Annotated in this window: 16 protein-coding genes; 6 read left to right on the top strand and 10 right to left on the bottom strand. The window is 46.6% G+C overall.

The annotated features are described in order from the left end of the window. Positions 1-96: 96 nt before the first annotated feature. The 3 genes from QT973_RS19395 to QT973_RS19385 form a co-directional block, all read right to left on the bottom strand. The gene (locus QT973_RS19395; protein WP_333053875.1) at positions 97-1,317 is read right to left on the bottom strand and encodes an adenylate/guanylate cyclase domain-containing protein; all 1,221 of its coding nucleotides are present in this window, start codon (positions 1,315-1,317) and stop codon (positions 97-99) included. A gap of 6 nt (positions 1,318-1,323) precedes the next feature. Continuing rightward, positions 1,324-1,866, bottom strand: a complete 543-nt coding sequence (locus tag QT973_RS19390) for a peroxidase-related enzyme (protein WP_333263997.1) — start codon at positions 1,864-1,866, stop codon at positions 1,324-1,326. Between the two features lie 77 nt (positions 1,867-1,943). Further along, positions 1,944-2,189 (bottom strand): hypothetical protein, encoded by a 246-nt coding sequence (locus QT973_RS19385; RefSeq protein WP_333391991.1) that lies wholly within the window; start codon positions 2,187-2,189, stop codon positions 1,944-1,946. Between the two features lie 170 nt (positions 2,190-2,359). On the opposite strand from QT973_RS19385, the gene QT973_RS19380 reads away from it, so the two are divergent. After that, positions 2,360-2,548, top strand: a complete 189-nt coding sequence (locus QT973_RS19380; RefSeq protein ID WP_333391988.1) for a hypothetical protein — start codon at positions 2,360-2,362, stop codon at positions 2,546-2,548. A 27-nt stretch (positions 2,549-2,575) separates the two neighbouring features. After that, on the top strand, positions 2,576-3,880 hold the full coding sequence (locus tag QT973_RS19375) for a valine--pyruvate transaminase (protein ID WP_333264007.1): 1,305 nt from the start codon (positions 2,576-2,578) through the stop codon (positions 3,878-3,880). Between the two features lie 243 nt (positions 3,881-4,123). Here the strand turns inward: QT973_RS19375 and QT973_RS19370 are convergent, their stop codons facing one another. The 6 genes from QT973_RS19370 to QT973_RS19345 all read right to left on the bottom strand — a co-directional run bounded on the left by QT973_RS19370 (position 4,124) and on the right by QT973_RS19345 (position 11,377). Next, entirely contained in the window at positions 4,124-6,298 is a 2,175-nt protein-coding gene (locus QT973_RS19370; RefSeq protein WP_333233032.1) for a caspase family protein, read from the bottom strand. A 207-nt stretch (positions 6,299-6,505) separates the two neighbouring features. Further along, positions 6,506-7,687, bottom strand: a complete 1,182-nt coding sequence (sat, locus tag QT973_RS19365) for a sulfate adenylyltransferase (RefSeq protein ID WP_333391987.1) — start codon at positions 7,685-7,687, stop codon at positions 6,506-6,508. Between the two features lie 163 nt (positions 7,688-7,850). Next, positions 7,851-8,576 carry a DUF6745 domain-containing protein gene (locus tag QT973_RS19360; protein ID WP_333391985.1) on the bottom strand — a complete coding sequence of 242 codons (726 nt, stop codon included), beginning with the start codon at positions 8,574-8,576 and terminating at the stop codon, positions 7,851-7,853. Positions 8,577-8,668: 92 nt separating this feature from the next. Beyond that, positions 8,669-8,863 carry a hypothetical protein gene (locus tag QT973_RS19355; protein WP_333053863.1) on the bottom strand — a complete coding sequence of 65 codons (195 nt, stop codon included), beginning with the start codon at positions 8,861-8,863 and terminating at the stop codon, positions 8,669-8,671. Positions 8,864-9,102: 239 nt separating this feature from the next. After that, a complete protein-coding gene (locus QT973_RS19350) occupies positions 9,103-9,702 on the bottom strand; it encodes a hypothetical protein (protein WP_333210286.1) in 600 nt (199 codons plus the stop codon). 202 nt (positions 9,703-9,904) lie between these two features. Continuing rightward, positions 9,905-11,377, bottom strand: coding sequence for a site-2 protease family protein (locus tag QT973_RS19345; RefSeq protein ID WP_333391983.1), 1,473 nt, complete (start codon positions 11,375-11,377; stop codon positions 9,905-9,907). 33 nt (positions 11,378-11,410) lie between these two features. Here QT973_RS19345 and QT973_RS19340 point away from each other — a divergent pair, with 33 nt between their 5' ends. The 4 genes from QT973_RS19340 to QT973_RS19325 all read left to right on the top strand — a co-directional run bounded on the left by QT973_RS19340 (position 11,411) and on the right by QT973_RS19325 (position 16,649). Continuing rightward, entirely contained in the window at positions 11,411-12,085 is a 675-nt protein-coding gene (locus QT973_RS19340; RefSeq protein ID WP_333053856.1) for an MBL fold metallo-hydrolase, read from the top strand. Positions 12,086-12,332: 247 nt separating this feature from the next. After that, positions 12,333-12,893: a sugar O-acetyltransferase gene (locus QT973_RS19335; protein ID WP_333053855.1), complete on the top strand. Its 561-nt coding sequence runs from the start codon at positions 12,333-12,335 to the stop codon at positions 12,891-12,893. 188 nt (positions 12,894-13,081) lie between these two features. Next, positions 13,082-13,546, top strand: a complete 465-nt coding sequence (locus QT973_RS19330) for a hypothetical protein (RefSeq protein WP_333053853.1) — start codon at positions 13,082-13,084, stop codon at positions 13,544-13,546. Positions 13,547-14,345: 799 nt separating this feature from the next. Further along, positions 14,346-16,649 carry a cache domain-containing protein gene (locus QT973_RS19325; protein ID WP_333391982.1) on the top strand — a complete coding sequence of 768 codons (2,304 nt, stop codon included), beginning with the start codon at positions 14,346-14,348 and terminating at the stop codon, positions 16,647-16,649. A 406-nt stretch (positions 16,650-17,055) separates the two neighbouring features. Here the strand turns inward: QT973_RS19325 and QT973_RS19320 are convergent, their stop codons facing one another. After that, positions 17,056-17,655, bottom strand: coding sequence for a cytochrome b/b6 domain-containing protein (locus QT973_RS19320; protein ID WP_333053851.1), 600 nt, complete (start codon positions 17,653-17,655; stop codon positions 17,056-17,058). Positions 17,656-17,760 lie beyond the last annotated feature (105 nt).

Genomic DNA, 17,760 nt, shown 5'->3' with positions numbered 1-17,760 from the left:
CCCGCCCGTCATGAGTGGACGGGCGGGACGCCCATCCCACTTTCAAGAGTGGAAGTTATTTAATTCTCATTCCTTAGCAATTACCCCTTCCCAAATTTATTTAAGATAGCGAACCAAATACATATCCAACTCCCCTTTATTTTTAGCATAAATTTTGCCTCGGTATTCGCATTCAAAAAAATCTCTAACTAATTCAAACGTGTCGTGAGAGATATTGATATTTCCAGGGACACCGGAAGATTCCATCCGAGATGCAGTATTAACTGTATCTCCCCAGACATCATAGGAAAACTTTTTATTGCCAATTACCCCAGCCAGTATTGGGCCTGAATGAATGCCAATGCGGATATCCCAATAAGCAATGTTTTGTTGAGATTTCTGTATTTTTCGCAAATCCATGAACTGTCGAATTTCTAGGGCAGCAAGTACAGCGTCAAAAGCGTGTGTTGGGCGAGGCGTAGGGATTCCGGCCGCGCACATATAGCTGTCACCAATAGTCTTCAGTTTTTCCATAGAGTATTTATCCATCACGCGATCGAAATAAGAAAAACAATAGTCTAGTTCGTCAACTAATTCTCGCGGCGTCATTTTTTCAGATAACTGAGTAAAGCCTTTAAAGTCAGTAAATAAAACCGATACGTTATCATAATAAAGTGGTTCCACTTTGCCGTTATTTTTGAGTTCCTCAGCAATCTCAACCGGGAGCACATTCAACAGTAGCCGATCGGATTTGTGCTTTTCGGCATCGAGTTCGGAATACAGCCTATTTATTTCTTTAAAACGTTCAGCATTGCGGATGGCTGAGGATAGTTGCAAAGCCAAAAGATAGCCAATTCGCAAGTCTTCTTGAGTGTAAGCTCGCGGCTTGGTTGTGGCAAAATTAATGGTTCCTAAAACCTTACCTTCGCTTTCCAAAGGAAGGATTATTTGCGAAGCGTAGGGGGATAAAATAGCAGTAGCACCCGCTTCTTGAATTAATTGAGGTTGACGTGTGTTGAAGGCCTTGTGAATAGGGCCGCCCTCTGGGAGGGCTGCAATATCTACAGGAATATGCGGGCCAAATAAAGTCATGCAAGCATTAGTGCTGTGCAGGCAAACGCTACAGTGTTCAAAGTCGAGCAACCATTTGGCTTGCTTGCCTACTACCCGCAAAATCTGGCCCAGATCGAGGGTGCGGTTAATGGCTGTGGCAACTTCGTTAACGGCGGAAATGCGGATGGAAAGGGCTTGAGCTTCTGCTAACAAACGGCGGGCTGTCAACAGAAGTTCTTCTCGATCTTGATCTTCTAGCCGATCGCCCATAATAGGGGTATACAATGTAGATTACAAAGCATCTATTTCCAGGGCTATTGCATCCGTATATCGGTTGACAAAGCTAAACAAGTCTGCTGTCGCAATAATCTCAAATATTTCAGAATCATCTAGCCCTAAATCCCGCAGGTTTTGGTAATCAGTTTCTGTCACTTCCAGGGGTTTTGTAGCAGCGAGCAAGCCAAAGGTAATTACGGCTTTATCACGTTTTGGCAAAGGGCAATTGGCAAAGTCAGAAACTAGGGTTCGCAGTAGTTCTTCGCTCATCCCCAAGGCTGACAATCCGTGCAGGTGAACTTGGAGAGCGTACTCGCTATTATTTGATTGGGAAATAGCGACGCCGACCATTTCTTTAAGCGTGCGGGGTAAGTCTCCTTGCAGAATGGTTCCCCGGAATTTTTTCCAATTTGCTTCTAATATGTCAGGGTTGATTGCCATTGACTTGAACAGGTTGGGGACGATGCCAAACCCCAATTCTGTCAAGATTTCTTCGTACACTGCTTTGGCTTTAGGATCTGTAAGTTGCTCGTATTCTATAAGTGGAAAGTGTGTCATTTTTTTGTTGAATTTTACGGCAATTAACTGGGTGATAATTTACGTTTTTGTTATGTAATGCTACTCAAAGGTCGATCTTACGACAGATATTGGCTTGAGTCGGATTGATAATAAAATGCACCGCTGTCAAAAAACCGCGAATCATGAAAATGAGCTAGCAACAAATCGGATTTTTGAGGCTGGATTAAACCTGTAATTATAGCAGTAACAGGCTCCCATAAAATTCTGTTGCGATCGGGTTTTACGACTAATTTTAGATGTTTCCAATGGTTGTTGTCAAGGATCGGCAATTCATCGGGCGCGACGGCGTGAACTCTTACCACAACTCTTGAATTAGAGATGGCTGTTCGGTTCGCTAATTTTTAGGTAAAAAACACTGTTCGATCTCACATCTTGCACCATTGTCAAGAACAGGCTTTTCGGCCTGTTCCACAAAGAGTGAATTTTCTTGTGGAACAGGCCGAAAAGCCTGTTCCTAAAAAGCTTATTGAGAATGGTGCAACATCTCAGTTCGATCGAACTCCACAAATGGCCGCAATCTTATACTCCGGCGCGCACAGGGGAAGAAATAAAACGCTGTGCGATCGAGTTTATTGAATTAATCAGATGCTCGATCGACAACCCATGCCCCAGATCAGCTAGGCTAACGCCGGCGACTGGAGTTATCATGGGTAAACTGTAAACTTCTATCATTGTCGCTGCATTTGCTATGAACCCTGCCCTGACTCAATTTGGCGCTCAGATGTCCCACCTCACGGGAGTTCGGGCAATTATGAAAGATATTATTGAAACACTCCGAGCCGGCAGCGGGCAGGAGTTTATCAATTTGAGCGCCGGAAATCCGGTGATTTTGCCGGAAGTCGAGCAGTTGTGGCGCGACTGCACTGCGGAACTTTTGGCGAGCCCGGAATACGGCGAGGTGGTTTGTCGCTACGGTTCCAGTCAAGGTTATCAGCCCTTTATCAATGCGGTGTTGGCGGATTTTAATCAGCGTTACGGACTGAATTTGACCGATCGCAATATCCTAATTACTCCCGGAAGTCAATCGATTTACTTCTACGCAGCCAACGCTTTCGGCGGCTACACCGCACCCCCCCCATCCCCCCCTTACCAAGGGGGGGCTAGGGGGGGTAGCCTTAAAAATATCGTGCTACCGCTGAGCCCAGACTACACCGGTTACGGCGGCGTGAGCTTGATTCCCGAAGCGGTAGTCGCCTGCAAACCTACCCTCGATATTGATGCGGCCGCCCACAGGTTCAAGTACCGCCCGGATTTCAGCCAATTGTCGATCGACCAAACCACCGGTTGCGTCATTTTTTCCCGTCCCTGCAACCCCACCGGCAACGTTCTCAGCGACGACGAAGTGAAGAAAATTGCCGATTTAGCGGCCGCTTTTGACGCGCCGGTGTTCGTTGATTCCGCCTACGGCCCTCCGTTCCCGTCCTTGAATTTTACCGAAATGACGCCGATTTTTGGCGGCAATATCGTGCACTGTATGAGTTTGTCGAAAGCCGGATTGCCGGGTGAAAGAATCGGAATTGCGATCGGCGATGAAAAAATCATTCAAATATTAGAATGTTTTCAGACCAATATGTGCATTCATTCGCCGAGATACGGACAGGCGATCGCAACTCGTGCTATTGCTTCCGGCGCTCTTGCCGATATTTCCATCAACGTAATTCGCCCGTACTATCAAAGCAAATTTGCGATCGTAGAAAGCACTCTAGAACAAGCAATGCCGAAAGATTTACCGTGGTTTTTGCACCGAGGCGAAGGAGCAATTTTCGCATGGTTGTGGCTGAAAGATTTGCCAATGACTGATTGGGAACTGTATCAAGAGTTGAAGAAAGTCGGCGTAATTGTGGTGCCAGGAAGTTCTTTTTTCCCCGGTTTGCGGGAAGATTGGCAGCACAAACATGAGTGTATACGCATCAGTTTGACTGCAACAAATGATGAGATTGAAACTGCCATGAAACGCTTGGCTCAAATGGTAGAAAAGCTTTATCAGTCTTGATTTCTGATACCAAATCCGGCGAAATCCACCCCCTTTATGATGCGGCGGTTGAAACCGCTGTCGAGAGTCAAACAAAGTCCGAGTCCGATCGAGTGACCGCGATTAAAAGGGCGGGTTTTTGAGATTGTCAATTATTGACAGATATTTTTCGTGAACCCGCCTCTACCGTATTAGGGGTAATCGACCGGACATAATATCAAAAGCGATTTCAATCGCCGACTCTGATCGAGGAGTTTTTAACAATTAAACTACCCGATAAACAAAACTCAGAGTTGCCCAAACATTCACATCCAAAGCCAAATCATCCGTCGATAGCCCCACTTTCTGTACCCCCGGAATGCTAGCGGCGTGCAAATCTTCGAGTACCGCCCGCGCCACATTTAAAGGATTCAACAGCACTCGAATTGGCTGGGCATCCCTCGTTTGCTGGATCTCGGCTTCTATTGCAGCTAGAGTTCGATCGAAGGTAGTCTCACTAAATATAATCACGATTTCCGCAAGTCCGATCGGCGCAGATACCGGCCACCCGATCGTCCCAGCCGCCGGCACGGTCAAATTCTCCCCCGGAGCGATCGGCCGCGACATTCCCCCCACAGCGTCTTTGCCCTCAGCGCCCAGCACAGACAGCCGTCCCCCGCTGTCCGAGCCAAACACCGCAAAGTAAACCGGGCGATCGCTGTCGTTATACAATCTGCACTGAATTCGGCTGCTGTTGCTCACACTTAATATATGATCGCGGGCGGATTTCTCACTTTCTCCGCTCAGCGGTTCCAGCCGATAATCACCGCCGGCCCGCACCGGCTCTCGCTGCGCCACAGCCCGCGCTTGCGGTGCGGTAGTTGCCAGAACCGCCCGCACCTTCAGGCGCGAAGACCCCTCATTGGCTGTCAGCCGCAGCAACTTCCCAGCGTGCAGCGCTTTCAACTGCGGAGTCAAGCGCTGCACCGCCACCTTAACTGCTTCTCCCCCGTCGCCCTCAGTATCGGGAATCAGCGTTTGAGCCAAAGAAAACAAACCGTAACGGCTGGGATACAAAGCAGGCTCGTGAGCCGAAGAAGTTTCGGCTAAAGTCGTTTCCGGGACTCTGCCGAACCGACAGTCAGCCAATTGCTCGCTGGCTACCGCCGAAACTTGCGGCACAGTCGCAAAGGCGCTGGTAGCGTCCACCCGCTCGATGCGTTCCAAACCCGAGTCCAAAGCTACTGTCAAACCGATGTTTCGCGGCAAAACCCGAATTTCTTCCCTCACCACTTCGCCGACTGTTAATTGGCCGTCTGTTTGAGCAGACCCATCTAAAACTTGGGCTTTAGCAGAGAGGCCCGTGCGTCCCCGCAGCAACAGCCTCGCGCCCTCGGAAGAATCCACAGCAAACACAGAACCCCCGGAGCACTCCAAAACCGAGGGCGACAACCCCCCCAGCCACAACTGCACAGTTTTGCCCCCCTCTTCCACCGCCGTCACAGCGCCGTCAGATGCAGGGGAATTGAAGATTAAATTTGAAAAATTCACCGCCGGCGCGATTGTTAAATCGTGATTGAGAATTTGCGGTTGCTGCGATAACCCCGCCAGCTTGCTGTAAACATTGCCCGCAGCGCGACTGAAACTGACGCTGAAGCTGCTAGCGGGAGTTGCCCACCACAAAGTTTGGGTGAGGGCGTAGGTAAACAAACCTGCGGTAAATCCGTCCCACTCTTGTTCGGCGGCGAGTTGGGAATTCGCGCCTGCGGCAACTACGGCGGCGGCAGGACGAAGATTTTTGCGGGTTCGGAGGCCTTGGGCAAACGTTAATTCTGCGAGGCGAGGCTGGCCGATGGTGGGGCGGGGGCGGGAGCGAATGCGAAAGTTACCGTTTTTGGAGAAACCCGGATAGGGGTAGCTGGTGTCGAGGATGGCGATCGCATTTTCTGTCGCGAGCGATCGCATCAACAGCAACAGCGTTTCCTCTAAAATATCGTTCACCGCCCGGTTGGCTAACAACGGCAAAACATCATCCGCCGGCACCAAACTGTTTTGGATTTTTCCGGGAGACTCGCCCAAACTGACTCGGCTACCGCAGCCACTAAAGTGAAAAACTACCACGTCACCGGGTTTTGCTTGTTGAGTCAAGTGAGTCACAAAAGCCGTCTCGATATTCTCCCTCGTAGCTTGAGCGTCAGTCAAAGTCAAAATGTCCGACGGCACAAACCCAAACCGATATATCAGCAGTTCCCGCTGCATTTCCACATCCGTGACGCAGCCGTGCAGGGGCGAGTCTGGATATTTGTCAACGCCCACCAACAAAGCCAATTTCCTGGCTGTCGGTTGCGCTAAGGCTTGGAGGTAGCCATCGCCCAACTGCAGCCACAGGGCCTCGCTGATTCCGATGGCGGCCAGCACCCGGCCAGCTTGCTGCAAAAATTCCCGCCGCTTGAGTCCCATTTTTAAATAGCTTTGAATTTTAAGTTGTGACTTTTTAGTTAAATTCCCCGCAATAATTTTAGGGAATTTAATTAAGTTGTGAGTGTTTAGTATTAAGATAAGTTTTAAGTTTTAAGTTTTGAGCTTTAAGTTTAAAATTATAAAATTTTAACTCAAAACTCAAAATTCAAAACTCTTCAGAATGTCGCCCCCACCAAAGTTCAAGATTTAAATCTCGTAACTAAAAATATTCATTGCCTTGGCTAATTCAGCAGCGACTTCCGGCCGGGAAAACTGGGGCGGCGGCAATTTTCCAGCGCGCAGCATTTCCCGCACTTTGGTTCCCGACAAATGCACCCGTTGTTCGGGAGTGCTGGGGCTTGTTTTAGTTGTAGCCATTTGTTCCGTCAGTGTGCAATAGAAAGCGTGCTCGAATTTCATCGGCACAATTCCCAATTCTCCCGGCTCAAATTCGTCAAAAATATATTGGGCATCATAAGTCCCGTAATAATCGCCAACTCCAGCGTGATCGCGCCCCACGATAAAGTGAGTGCAGCCGTAGTTTTTGCGGATTAAAGCATGAAAAATTGCTTCTCGCGGCCCGGCGTAGCGCATCGCCGCCGGATTAATTGCCAAAATTACGCGATCTTTTGGATAGTATTTTTCTAGCAGAATTTCGTAGCAGCGCATCCGCACATCAGCCGGGATGTCGTCTTCTTTTGTCGTCCCGACTAGCGGGTGCAAGAACAAGCCGTCTACTGTTTCTAAGGCGCATTTTTGAATGTATTCGTGGGCCCGGTGGATGGGGTTTCGGGTTTGGAAACCGACTATGGTTTTCCATCCTTTTTCTGTGAACAGCATTCTCGATTTCGCCGGGTCAATTTGGTATTGGGGGAAGCGAACATCTAGTTCGCGTTCCAGCAGCCAAATGTCGCCTGCGAGGTTAACGGGCCCGGATTGGTCTACTACTTGGACACCTGGGTGTTTGATGTCGTCGGTGCGGTAGACGTTGATGGCTTCTTCTTCTTTACTGTAGTGATATTTTTCTGCAAGTTCCAAGATGCCGACAAACTCGCCCGCCTGGGTGTCGAGGCGCACTAAAGTTCCTGCTTTCAGGGGGGCGGCGACTTCTTCTGTTACCGAGAGGGTGATGGGAACCGACCACGGAAGGCCGTTGGAGAGGCGCATTTGTTTAACGACTGATCGATAATCAGCTTCGTTCATGAACCCTTTGAGGGGACTCAGGGCGCCGATAGCGATCATTTGCAGGTCGGAGATCGATCGATCTGAAAGCTGAACTCGCGGCAGGGACTCTGCTTTGTCGAAAAATTCTTGTCTTTGGTCTAGTGTGGCAATGCGGTTGACCAGGATGCCGCCGTGAGGGGCAATGCGGTCTGAATGCTGGCTCATGTCGATTTGAAGTTGTGGGTTTTAGCTGCCAGAGTACATAGTATCAAGCGGTGGCTGCAATTCTACATTTTTTAATTGTTCTGGACTTGTGCACAACGCTGCTTTTGTGGCGCTGTAATTCTTTAACTGTAAACTCGCGCACTCAAAACTCTAAACTTTCGCCTCAAGTCTGGACTTGAAATTCTTCGGGATCTATTCCCCAATTTACCCAGCTAATCGCTTCTTTAGCGGAGCACACTTTTGGCGGCACTCGCAAAGCGTGAAGGTGTCCCGTACTCGGACAAGTCATCTTTAACAAATAAATTGGCTCTATGTCAATATTATTCTCAATTTTCAACAAAGTATATTCTTCGTTGGGGTAGCCCCCCGTGGCTACCCACTTATCCAATTCAGTTGCTTGCAATTCTTGACAAATTTTCGGATAGCCGATCGCCTGAATCAAAACTCGCCGCACTTCGGCATTCTGTTCTTTTAACAGCCATGAAGCTTGCCAAGATTGGGGCGGAATTTGACCGATTATTTCCGGCAGTCGGACGCCACGATAAGAGTATAGACTGAACTTGTCAGCAAATTCAACCGCTGGTTGACATAAAGCGTGGAGCAAATATTCGTTGTCAAAATGAAGTTGGATCGAGCGATCGCACACAAAGCACATTTTCTCAAACGGGTAAATCCAGCCGCAGTTTTCCATCTGAAATCTCCCGCCCAACTTCCTTGCTAATTTGACGTAAACTTCGTCTTTAACATGAAGGTGCAGTTGATTCATCAGTTGAGCGTACAGCGGATTATAGAGTTGGCTGTAAATCTTATTTTCTAATTTCCTGTCCAGTTGACTTCTTAATATATCGTACAATTCATTATGAATTTTGTTTCTGATTTCGCTGGCCATTCCCAGACCAGAATCGCGTATCCTTAGCGGTTCAACTGCTTGCAAAGCTATGTAAGGGCTGTCAATCGATTTTAGATTTTAGATTTTAGATTTTAGATTTTAGAGGCGATTCCACGGATAAATGCGGGGGCTTGAGGATTTTCGATTTTCGATTTTGGATTGATTCCCTTGTAGGCGGTGTTGATGGCCGCTGTCGCTTGCGGGCGATCGATCTGTGCGATCGAAAGTCCAATTTGTCGCCACTGCTCGCGATAAATCGGAATTAGCGCTGTTTTTTCTGGAGTCATTGCGATTATTGGTACAGCTATATTAAATGAATTCCGGTTGTATTGGAATGATTAAACCGCAGAGGGCGCAGAGAATACAGAGAAACGGAAGAGACAGATGAATCATTCCGATGCCAACGGATTTGATATTATTTGATTTTCGGTAATTTTTTTCGCTCTCGCCTCTGGGAAAAAAATATTATTAAGTTGGTAATAACCAGGGATTTTTCCTATAAACCTATTTTATTAGATTCGTCAACTTATTGGTATAAATTAACGATTGTTTGCAAAACACCTAAAATCATAGAAACATTATCTAGACAATAAACATCAACATCAATAATTAAATTATTTCCTTCTAATTTAAGAAACCGCCAGACAACCCCAGTAGTTACGCAGCCATATATTGCAGGTATGGAACTGTGTTCGCGTTCGTTAAATAGCTGAGCCGCTACCATTTGTGCTGCACACTGTGGCAGACAAGATTCTATTTCTCCGCCTTTAGTTTCTCTCAATACAAAAACCGGAACTTTAATTTCCAAATCAAACGGAACGGAAGACAATAGAAAGTCGCATTCCCCATTCAATCCCCGCTCAGGATCTACATCAAATGACCAACCAGAAAAAAGAGAAAATTGTCTGTTGTTCCTTTCTCTAAATTCTAACAGAATAGGAGAAATAATCCGTTCCGAACGTTCTTTTACAGTTGTAACAGCAGTGTTAGAACTAATTTCGATTGCTCTCCAAAGCCATTCGGAGGGTTCTATTGGAACCACCTTGGCACTCAAAAGAGGACTGAGTGATAGCTCCAATCCAAAGCGCTCTTCTAATTGTTGGAAAGTAAAGGATTTGTAAGACATATTTCTCTAATCAGTCGGTGAAAATAAAGATTACTTCGAGATAGAAAGCGAGTCGATAAATTCTAAACTCGCTTGTATAGCAACCCTTGCAGGATTTTGTCAACCTCTCTTTTCTTCCTTCCTCTCTATTACCTCGAACTTCGACATCGATCCGTTAGTTAAATCCGTCGAGCGAATCCGTTGCCGAACTTCCCTCTTCCTGCTAAACATTTAACCACTCAAGGAGTACCCTGGGCGCCGGCAACAAAATCATTAACAAAAGCCCGATCGCCATTAGCCCCAAAAAATCCCGCCGATCGTCCAATTCACTGACATCATTCAACGCCGGTTCGTCGTTTAGCGGCGTGAAAAACAAAATAATCGCCCACAGCAGCAAACCCTGTTCCAAAAAAGAAAGCAGCAGCATACAAAGTCTAGCAACTTGCCCGATCGCCATACTCGCTCGCTGGCCGAACATCGCGTGTACAATGTGCCCGCCGTCGAGTTGTCCCACCGGCATCAAATTAAACGCCGTCACGATCAAACCCAAATAACCCGCCACCGCTACCGGATGCAAATCGATCGCAGTTTCCGCATTGAAAGCACCACCCAAGGTTAACTTGCTCAACAAAGTCATCAGCAGCGAAAAACTGGGTTTGAAAGAGTCAAAATTTAACATTCCCGACTTGTCTGACAGCGGTACAATAGTCGAATGATTCAAACCCCAAATTAATAATGGCACTGTCGCCACTAAACCCGCCAGGGGGCCGGCAATGCTAACATCAAATAAAGCTCGGCGGTTGGGAATGGGACTCCGTATTTGAATGAAGGCGCCAAAAGTTCCCAAGAAAAAAGGAATCGGAATAAAATAAGGCAAAGTCGTGCGAATTTTGTAAAATCGGGCCGCTAAATAGTGGCCGGATTCGTGAATTCCCAAAAATGTAATTAGAGCCAGCGAGTAAGCCAAACCCTGCAGCAACATTGATGGGTTAGACTGCAAAGCTTGTTCACTAACTCCGGCAAGTCGCGTCCCGACAAGTGTAGTCGTAAACACCGTGATCAGCAGCAAAGCTAATGCAAAAAATGGCCTGGTTACAGATTCGGTTTTGACAGGAGTTTCGCCTGATTGGTGGCTGGGATTGGGAACTATAGCAAAAAAAGGTTGACCGCTCAAGCTGTTTTGAAATACTACTAAAAAGCGATCGCCAAACAGCCTCTCCACATTCTCCCGAATTGCCTCATAAGCCGCCTCCGGGTTCGTCCGCAACTGTCCGCGACAAATTACAGCCTGGGGCCGAAATTCCAAATCTCGCAAAAAGTAAATTGACCAAGGAAAACAATCGCGCAAACTCGCTTCTTCTGCTGCATCGATCGGCCGCACGGGCGGTTTTGGCTTTACAGGTTCAGTCTCCGAGTCTGCTACCTGCTGTGCAGTTTCGGCGGTAATTTTCTTGCGCCCCAACTGTACCAAAAACCAATACAAAAAAGGGCAAACCAGAAAAGGTATAATTACCAACTCCGGCGGTACAGTTTTGCTCGTGCCGTAAACTAACATCCAACCACCCCAAATCAGCGCGGGCGCCATCATTACCAGCCACAGCAGCCATATCGGAGTCTTGGTGATGCGGCTGGTGCCGTTTTGCAACAAGTAGTAGGATATCAGCCCCAATACGAACAACCATAGTAAAAAGAACATAATATTTATCCCATTCCCTTCTGAAATACTTCCTTGAAACAACAGAGTTCAGTCTCCAAACAACCCAGGCCCGTGCTCGACAATATCCTGGCTTTCCCCCCTAACCGGGATACCCTGGGTGCAACAGCCTATTTCATTGTAGAAAACCAAACTAACATCCTGGTGGATTGTCCCGCTTGGGATGAGATTAACCAAACATTTTTGCGGGAACACGGCGGCGTGCGACTGCTGTTTCTCACCCACCGTGGCGCTATCGCCAAGGCGCGGGAGATTCAGGAAGCCACGGGGTGCGAGATCCTGATTCAAGAGCAGGAAGCTTATTTACTGCCGGGTTTGAAGGTGACGGTTTTTGAGCGAGAATTTGTTGTGAGCGATCGAATCAAAGCATTTTGGACTCCTGGCCATTCTCCTGGTTCCTCTTGCCTTTATCATAGTGGCAGCGGTGGAGTGCTGTTTTCGGGTAGGCACTTGCTCCCCAACCGAGAAGCCGCCCCAGTACCGCTGTTGACGGCAAAAACTTTTCACTGGCCTAGGCAAATTAACAGCGTGAAGTCAATTATCGATCGATTTTCGCCGGAAACTTTACAATATATTTGCCCCGGTGCAAATACTGGTTTTTTGCGGGGAAAAGGATCGATCGATCGAGCTTTTGAGAAATTAGCCAATCTGGATTTAGCTGTTTGTTTGCAGTCAAAACCTGAACCCTAAATGTATGCTACAACATCAAAAAATGATCTGACGCGCTAATTAAGCTGTCGCGCATTTAAATTGTATATTCAGGGCGGGCGGGACGCCCACCCACAAGATTTTTTTTTGACAGACAATTTAAATGCCGCAACAGCTTATAGCGGTAAGGTGCGCCCTTCGCACCCTACATTATTTTTCAGTCTCTTAGAGATGAAGTTCGTTGGTGAAGTAGCGGTTGAAACCGCCGATTCTTACCGTGGAAAAAACTGTGGAAAAAACCGAAAAACAAAAAATGCTCGCCGGTGAATTGTATTTAGCTGCTGATGAGCAATTAATTTTAGAGCGCCAGCGAGCCCGCCGCCTCGCCAGAACTTACAATTCTACCGGCGAAGACGAACCAGACAAACGGTTAGAAATTCTCGCAGAATGGTTCGGTGCAGTTGGCCCAAAAGTTGAAATCGAGCCACCTTTCTACTGCGACTACGGCAGTAATATTTATGCGGGAAACGGATTGTACATGAATTTTGGTTGCGTGATTCTCGACTGCAATCGAGTTAACATTGGCGAGAATTTGCTGTGCGGGCCAAATGTACAAATTTACACCGCTTTTCACCCCACAGACCCGGAAATTAGACTTTCTGGCCGGGAAATCGCCGCTGAAATTAATATTGGCAATAATGTTTGGATTGGCGGCGGCAGTATTATTTGTCCAGGAGTCACTATTGGCGACAATAGCACGATCGGCGCAGGCAGTGTTGTTGTCAAAAATATTCCCGCAAACGTCGTGGCGGCGGGGAATCCTTGCCGAATCATCCGGCATCTACCTTGATGTGGTACGATCGACACAATCGTGCGATCGGCTCCTTGGAGCTTAACCAAAAATTTTAGCTATTAGAACCGCCGGTTTGAGATTTTTAACGTAAAATCCCCGAAAAAAATCGTGGAATAAATCTCAAATCTCAAATCTAAAATCGCTTAATTTCTCGTTTCCGGTTTCCACACTACCAAGCTTTTCTTATGACGACTGCAACAGTTTATCCCAACGCTCCCGATCTCTGCACCGACGACTACATAGCAGTCGGTGTAGCTACCTGCTTCATCAAAGAAGAAGGCGAAGTTTTTGAAGTGCAAGTAATAGAAGCTATTCCCTCAGCAGCTTTAGAAGCAATTTTGAAGGGAATTCCCACATCCTATTTAATGATTTGCGGGACGACTTTGGGAGCAGTGCTCGACGGCGAAACACCCAAAATGTTGCCAGAATTCCCGACATCATCTCAGTTTAGTGAAGAATTTGGCTTTCGGGCGATCGCTGCTGCCCGCACTTACAAAATCCGCCCCCAAGCTCAACTTCACATTCCCTTGGGAACAGTTCGCAACGACTTTACTTATTCCTTAGAACGCAAAAGGGTGCTCAACTCCGAGCGCGTCATTCGCACTGAAGATAATGTGAAACAGCACGAACACACTCACAAGGTTCTTTAAACAAATCCCGCAACTGGGGCAATTTAACAGTGCCTCAGCCAGCGGATGCACCGCAAAAAGTTTTGATTTTTGAGATGTAAATAAAATATTTAACAAGTTTTTCCTTCATTAATAATGAACGAAAAATTTTCAATATTTCGTTATCAAGCAATAGTGCTGACAGTTTTTGATGACAACCGTAGAATAAGGGTTTTAAGGCGATTCAGCAATCGAACTATCAACTGAAAATCTAGGGTTTCAGACTACGAAGTAAAAACAGTCAGGACTTTTGATTAAGACACACACCAAGCATCTCAACCTAAAAAGTCTACTTCTCACATCACCTAAATAACATCAATTATTAACGCCTGTCAAAAAGAATTAAGTAGTTGATGATTTTTTTTATTTTGTCAAAGAAGTGGTATAATATTATTCCTGTTTAACAAAGTGATATCAAATCGAGTAGCATCAGAATTAATATTACCCACCGCTTTCGACACGGCAGTGCCGTGTCCTTACAATTAATCTGGGTAGGGAAACGGCACGGCCGTGTCCTTTATATCATAAGGAGTGTAACCGCAAACGATAGGAGCCGCTCGGCGGGAAAAAATTAAAAAATCCCCGCAATTATTGAATGCTAGTAGTTTAAGACTACTGGCAGGCGGGCGAGTAGATCGTAGGTGAGCTAAAGATTTCAATCTCACAAATTGGTCAAACCATGCGAAGCTTTGCGAGAGTAAAGTGGTGGAAATTAACTAGACTATTGCCAGCGGGATTAAAGGGCGAATACCTTCTTGGGTACCAAACTGCGCTCTTAATTTTGGGCGTAACAATTCTGGCAGCTAGCATCACTGGTTGTATGAGCTATCAAAGCGTTAGTCGCTTGATTATCACAAATTTAGAGCGAAATGCTTTGTTAGAAGTTAGGGAGCGGGCCAACAAGATCGATCGCTGGCTCGGCACTAGAAAGGCTGAGATCGAAGTCCTCGCCAATACTGCTCCCGTTCGTTCGATGAATTGGTCAGTGGCAGAGCCTTATTTAAAATCGGAAGTAAATCGACTACAAAAATTCCAATACTTCACATTAATTGATCCTGACGGTTCTTATTTCACCACAAAAGTCGGCAGAGCGTTGATTAATGTCAGCGACCGCGCACACTTCAAAAAGGCAATGGCTGGGGAAGTCTATGTTTCCGATCCTACCATTTCTCGCACGCTCAAAGGACAAAGTATTGTTCCCATTTCGGCTCCTGTGTGGTCAAATTCAGCAAATTCTATTGATAAAACAACCGAAAAGCCGATCGGCGTAATGAACGGCGTCATTAGCATGGCTCGAATTGCCCAAGTAGTAAGAAAGCTGGAATATGGCCCCGGAACTTACGCTTTTGTTCTCAATTCTCAAGGAGTGCCGATTGTGCATCCCGACGCTCGATTAATCGGAAATATCGACAATTCGGCTCCCAGTCTTTTAGAGTCTGCAGATGCTAATTTGGCAAATGTAGCGCGGGAGATGGTTTATCAAAAAACTGGCATTGTGCTGACTCAAATTAACGACGCCAGAGTTTATGTTGCCTATCTTCCTTTAGAACAAGCTGAATGGTCGATCGCCCTCGTAATTCCCCGCGACAATCTCGAAAAAGAACTCCTTCCTTTCAAGATACTAGCAGTAGCCGCCGGCGTACTTGCAGCAGCAGCTATTTTCTGTGCAATTGTGGCGCTCAAGCTGTTTGCCCTAAATGGCATTCGCAGTCGCACAGAAGCCCTTCTCCACCGCTTGACTGGCCGCATTCGCGCTTGCTTGGGCCTCGATCGCATCCTCCAAACTACAGTAGACGAACTCGGTACTTTACTGAAGCTCGATCGAGCAATTTTCGCCTGGTACGATCCCCGACAAGATACTTTAGAATTTAGCTGGGAATATTGCCGGGAAGGTTTGCCGGGGCGCTTGGGAATCTTTGGTGTTCCAGGAGGGCCCTCTGGAGATTTAGCTGCACGGCTTCACCGCTGCGAAACGATACTGCTACATAAAACCGCCGCCCCTGATGCCACAGCGTCTGAGGAACACGCCCATATCGAACTTACAAATAGTCACTACGCAGCAGTACCCGTACTAACCGAGAATCATCGGCTTGGATATCTGTTCGCCTGTGCAAACCGCCGATTTGCGAGTCCCGACGAGGTGCAAGTTTTGGAAGCAATTGCCGACTCGCTGGCGATCGCAATTTCCCAATCCCAACTCCACGGGCAAATTCAAGAAGAACTCAAACTTTTGGAAGAAGTATTAGCCAAACTCAGAATCACCGAAGAGCATTTAGTACAAAGCGAAAAAATTACAATGGTGGGTCAACTAGCCGCCGAAGTTGCCCAGGAAATCAATAACCCAATTAACTTTATTTACGGTCGCCTGATACACCTCAACGATTATATCAAAGATTTGCTTAGTATAATTCGCCTCTATCGCGAACAATATCCCGAACCTGTGCCGCGAATTGCCAAAAAAATAGAGCGTTGCGACCTAGATTTTATCAGCAAAGAGTTGCCACAAATCCTCAATTTTTTGAAAATAGGAGCCGATGGCATTCGCCAGATAGTCCTAGCTTTGCGAAAATTTTCACTTCCTGACGAAGCCAACAAAGAACACGCCAACGTTAATGAGAGCATCGACAATATTTTGCTGTTGCTGGCTCACAGACTGGAGCAAAAAATATTAGTAGTCAAGGAATACCACAACCTGCCGCCAATTTTGTGTTATCCCGCTCAACTGAGCCAGGTATTCGCGAGTCTGATCTGCCATGCTATAGATGCAGTTAAAAGTATTGAAAACTCGGCTCAAATTATTACTATCAAAACCGATATTTTCGAGGATGATACAGGTAGGTTTATTGTTGTATCGATCGCCCACAATGGTTCAACAATTCCGCCGGAAATTCAACAAATAATATTTGAGGAGTTTGGCCCTACTAAATCCTTTAAAAAATTTACAGGATTGGATCTGTCGGTGTGCTATAAAATTATTGTAGAATTGCACGGTGGCAGGCTGAAAGTTGAATCTCCGGTGCAACCTCAAATTAAATCTCAAACTGGGGGCGGTGCTGAGTTTATGGTAAAATTGCCGATCGTTTGATATCGCATTTTGCCGCCAGGAAAACCCGTCGCAAATCTTGCTAGTAAGCGGCGCGAAAAGCTTAATTTGGCTTCATAGGATCGTCAATTAAATAATTTCCCTTTTTTCTTGTAGGATGGGCGTCCCGCCCGCCCAGAAAGGACGGGCGGGACGCCCATCCCACAACAGTCATGAAAAGTGGATTTTATTTAATTCTCATCCCATAGTCAAGACTTTAGTCGTCATAAAACGGAGGGCTGAAGTCCTCAGTATAGAGCTAACTATCATTTGTTAAGAAAAATTGATAGCCTAGGATTAGGGAAATAATAAAGGTGCAACCACAGCAAACAACCAGCCTCCCATTACCAAGACTTCCGCAACAATTAATAAATTATTTCTGTTCATTTTCACATTAAGCATTTTCACATTAAGAGCGATCGACAAAAGAGCGAATTTTCTTCCACCAAGCAGCAGGCGAATCTTCCGGGCGATAGGCGGCATCAAACATCGACAAAATTAGCGGCAAACCCCCCACCTTCGCACTCATCAACAAGTGCATTGCCAGACAAAATACCAATACCACCCAACCAGAAGCGTGTAAATAATACCAAACCCGCGTCAATTCCCCAGCCGGCAGCCATTCTTCCTTAACCATACTGCCAGAAGCGATCGCCCAAGTCAGTGCTAGCAACATCAATGTATTCACAATCCGGTGCAAACTGTACCACCAAATCGGTTTTCCCAACTGCGTTAGTTTCCCAAAAGAATCCGGCTGCACCAAGCGTTTTTGACCTGCGTGGAAACTGTACAATGCAAAAGCCGGCATTATTCCTAACAGCAACATCTTGCCAAAAGTGCCGTGAATCCCGATAATATCTGCAATTTGAGGCACGGGGACTTTGCCAAACCGCCCATCGTAGGTGTTGTAAACCAGAAATGCGCTCAAAATTGCTAAAAGGGCGATCGCAGCGTTAACCCCGTGCAGTAACCTGAGCAGCAATGGCTGGTAGGGTCTAGATTGCGGCATAGTCAATTCTGCTACTTGATAAATAATCTTTTACACAATACAGCTAACCGCTGATTTTTTCAACCTTCGCCAATTGTGAAATAAATGTGAGTCAAAAATGAATAG

Origin of the sequence: Microcoleus sp. Z1_A1 (assembly GCF_036700305.1) — a bacterium.
Taxonomy (GTDB): Bacteria; Cyanobacteriota; Cyanobacteriia; order Cyanobacteriales; family Microcoleaceae; genus Microcoleus.
Note: the sequence above shows the minus strand (reverse complement) of the source record. Positions and strands in the feature narration are given on the sequence as shown.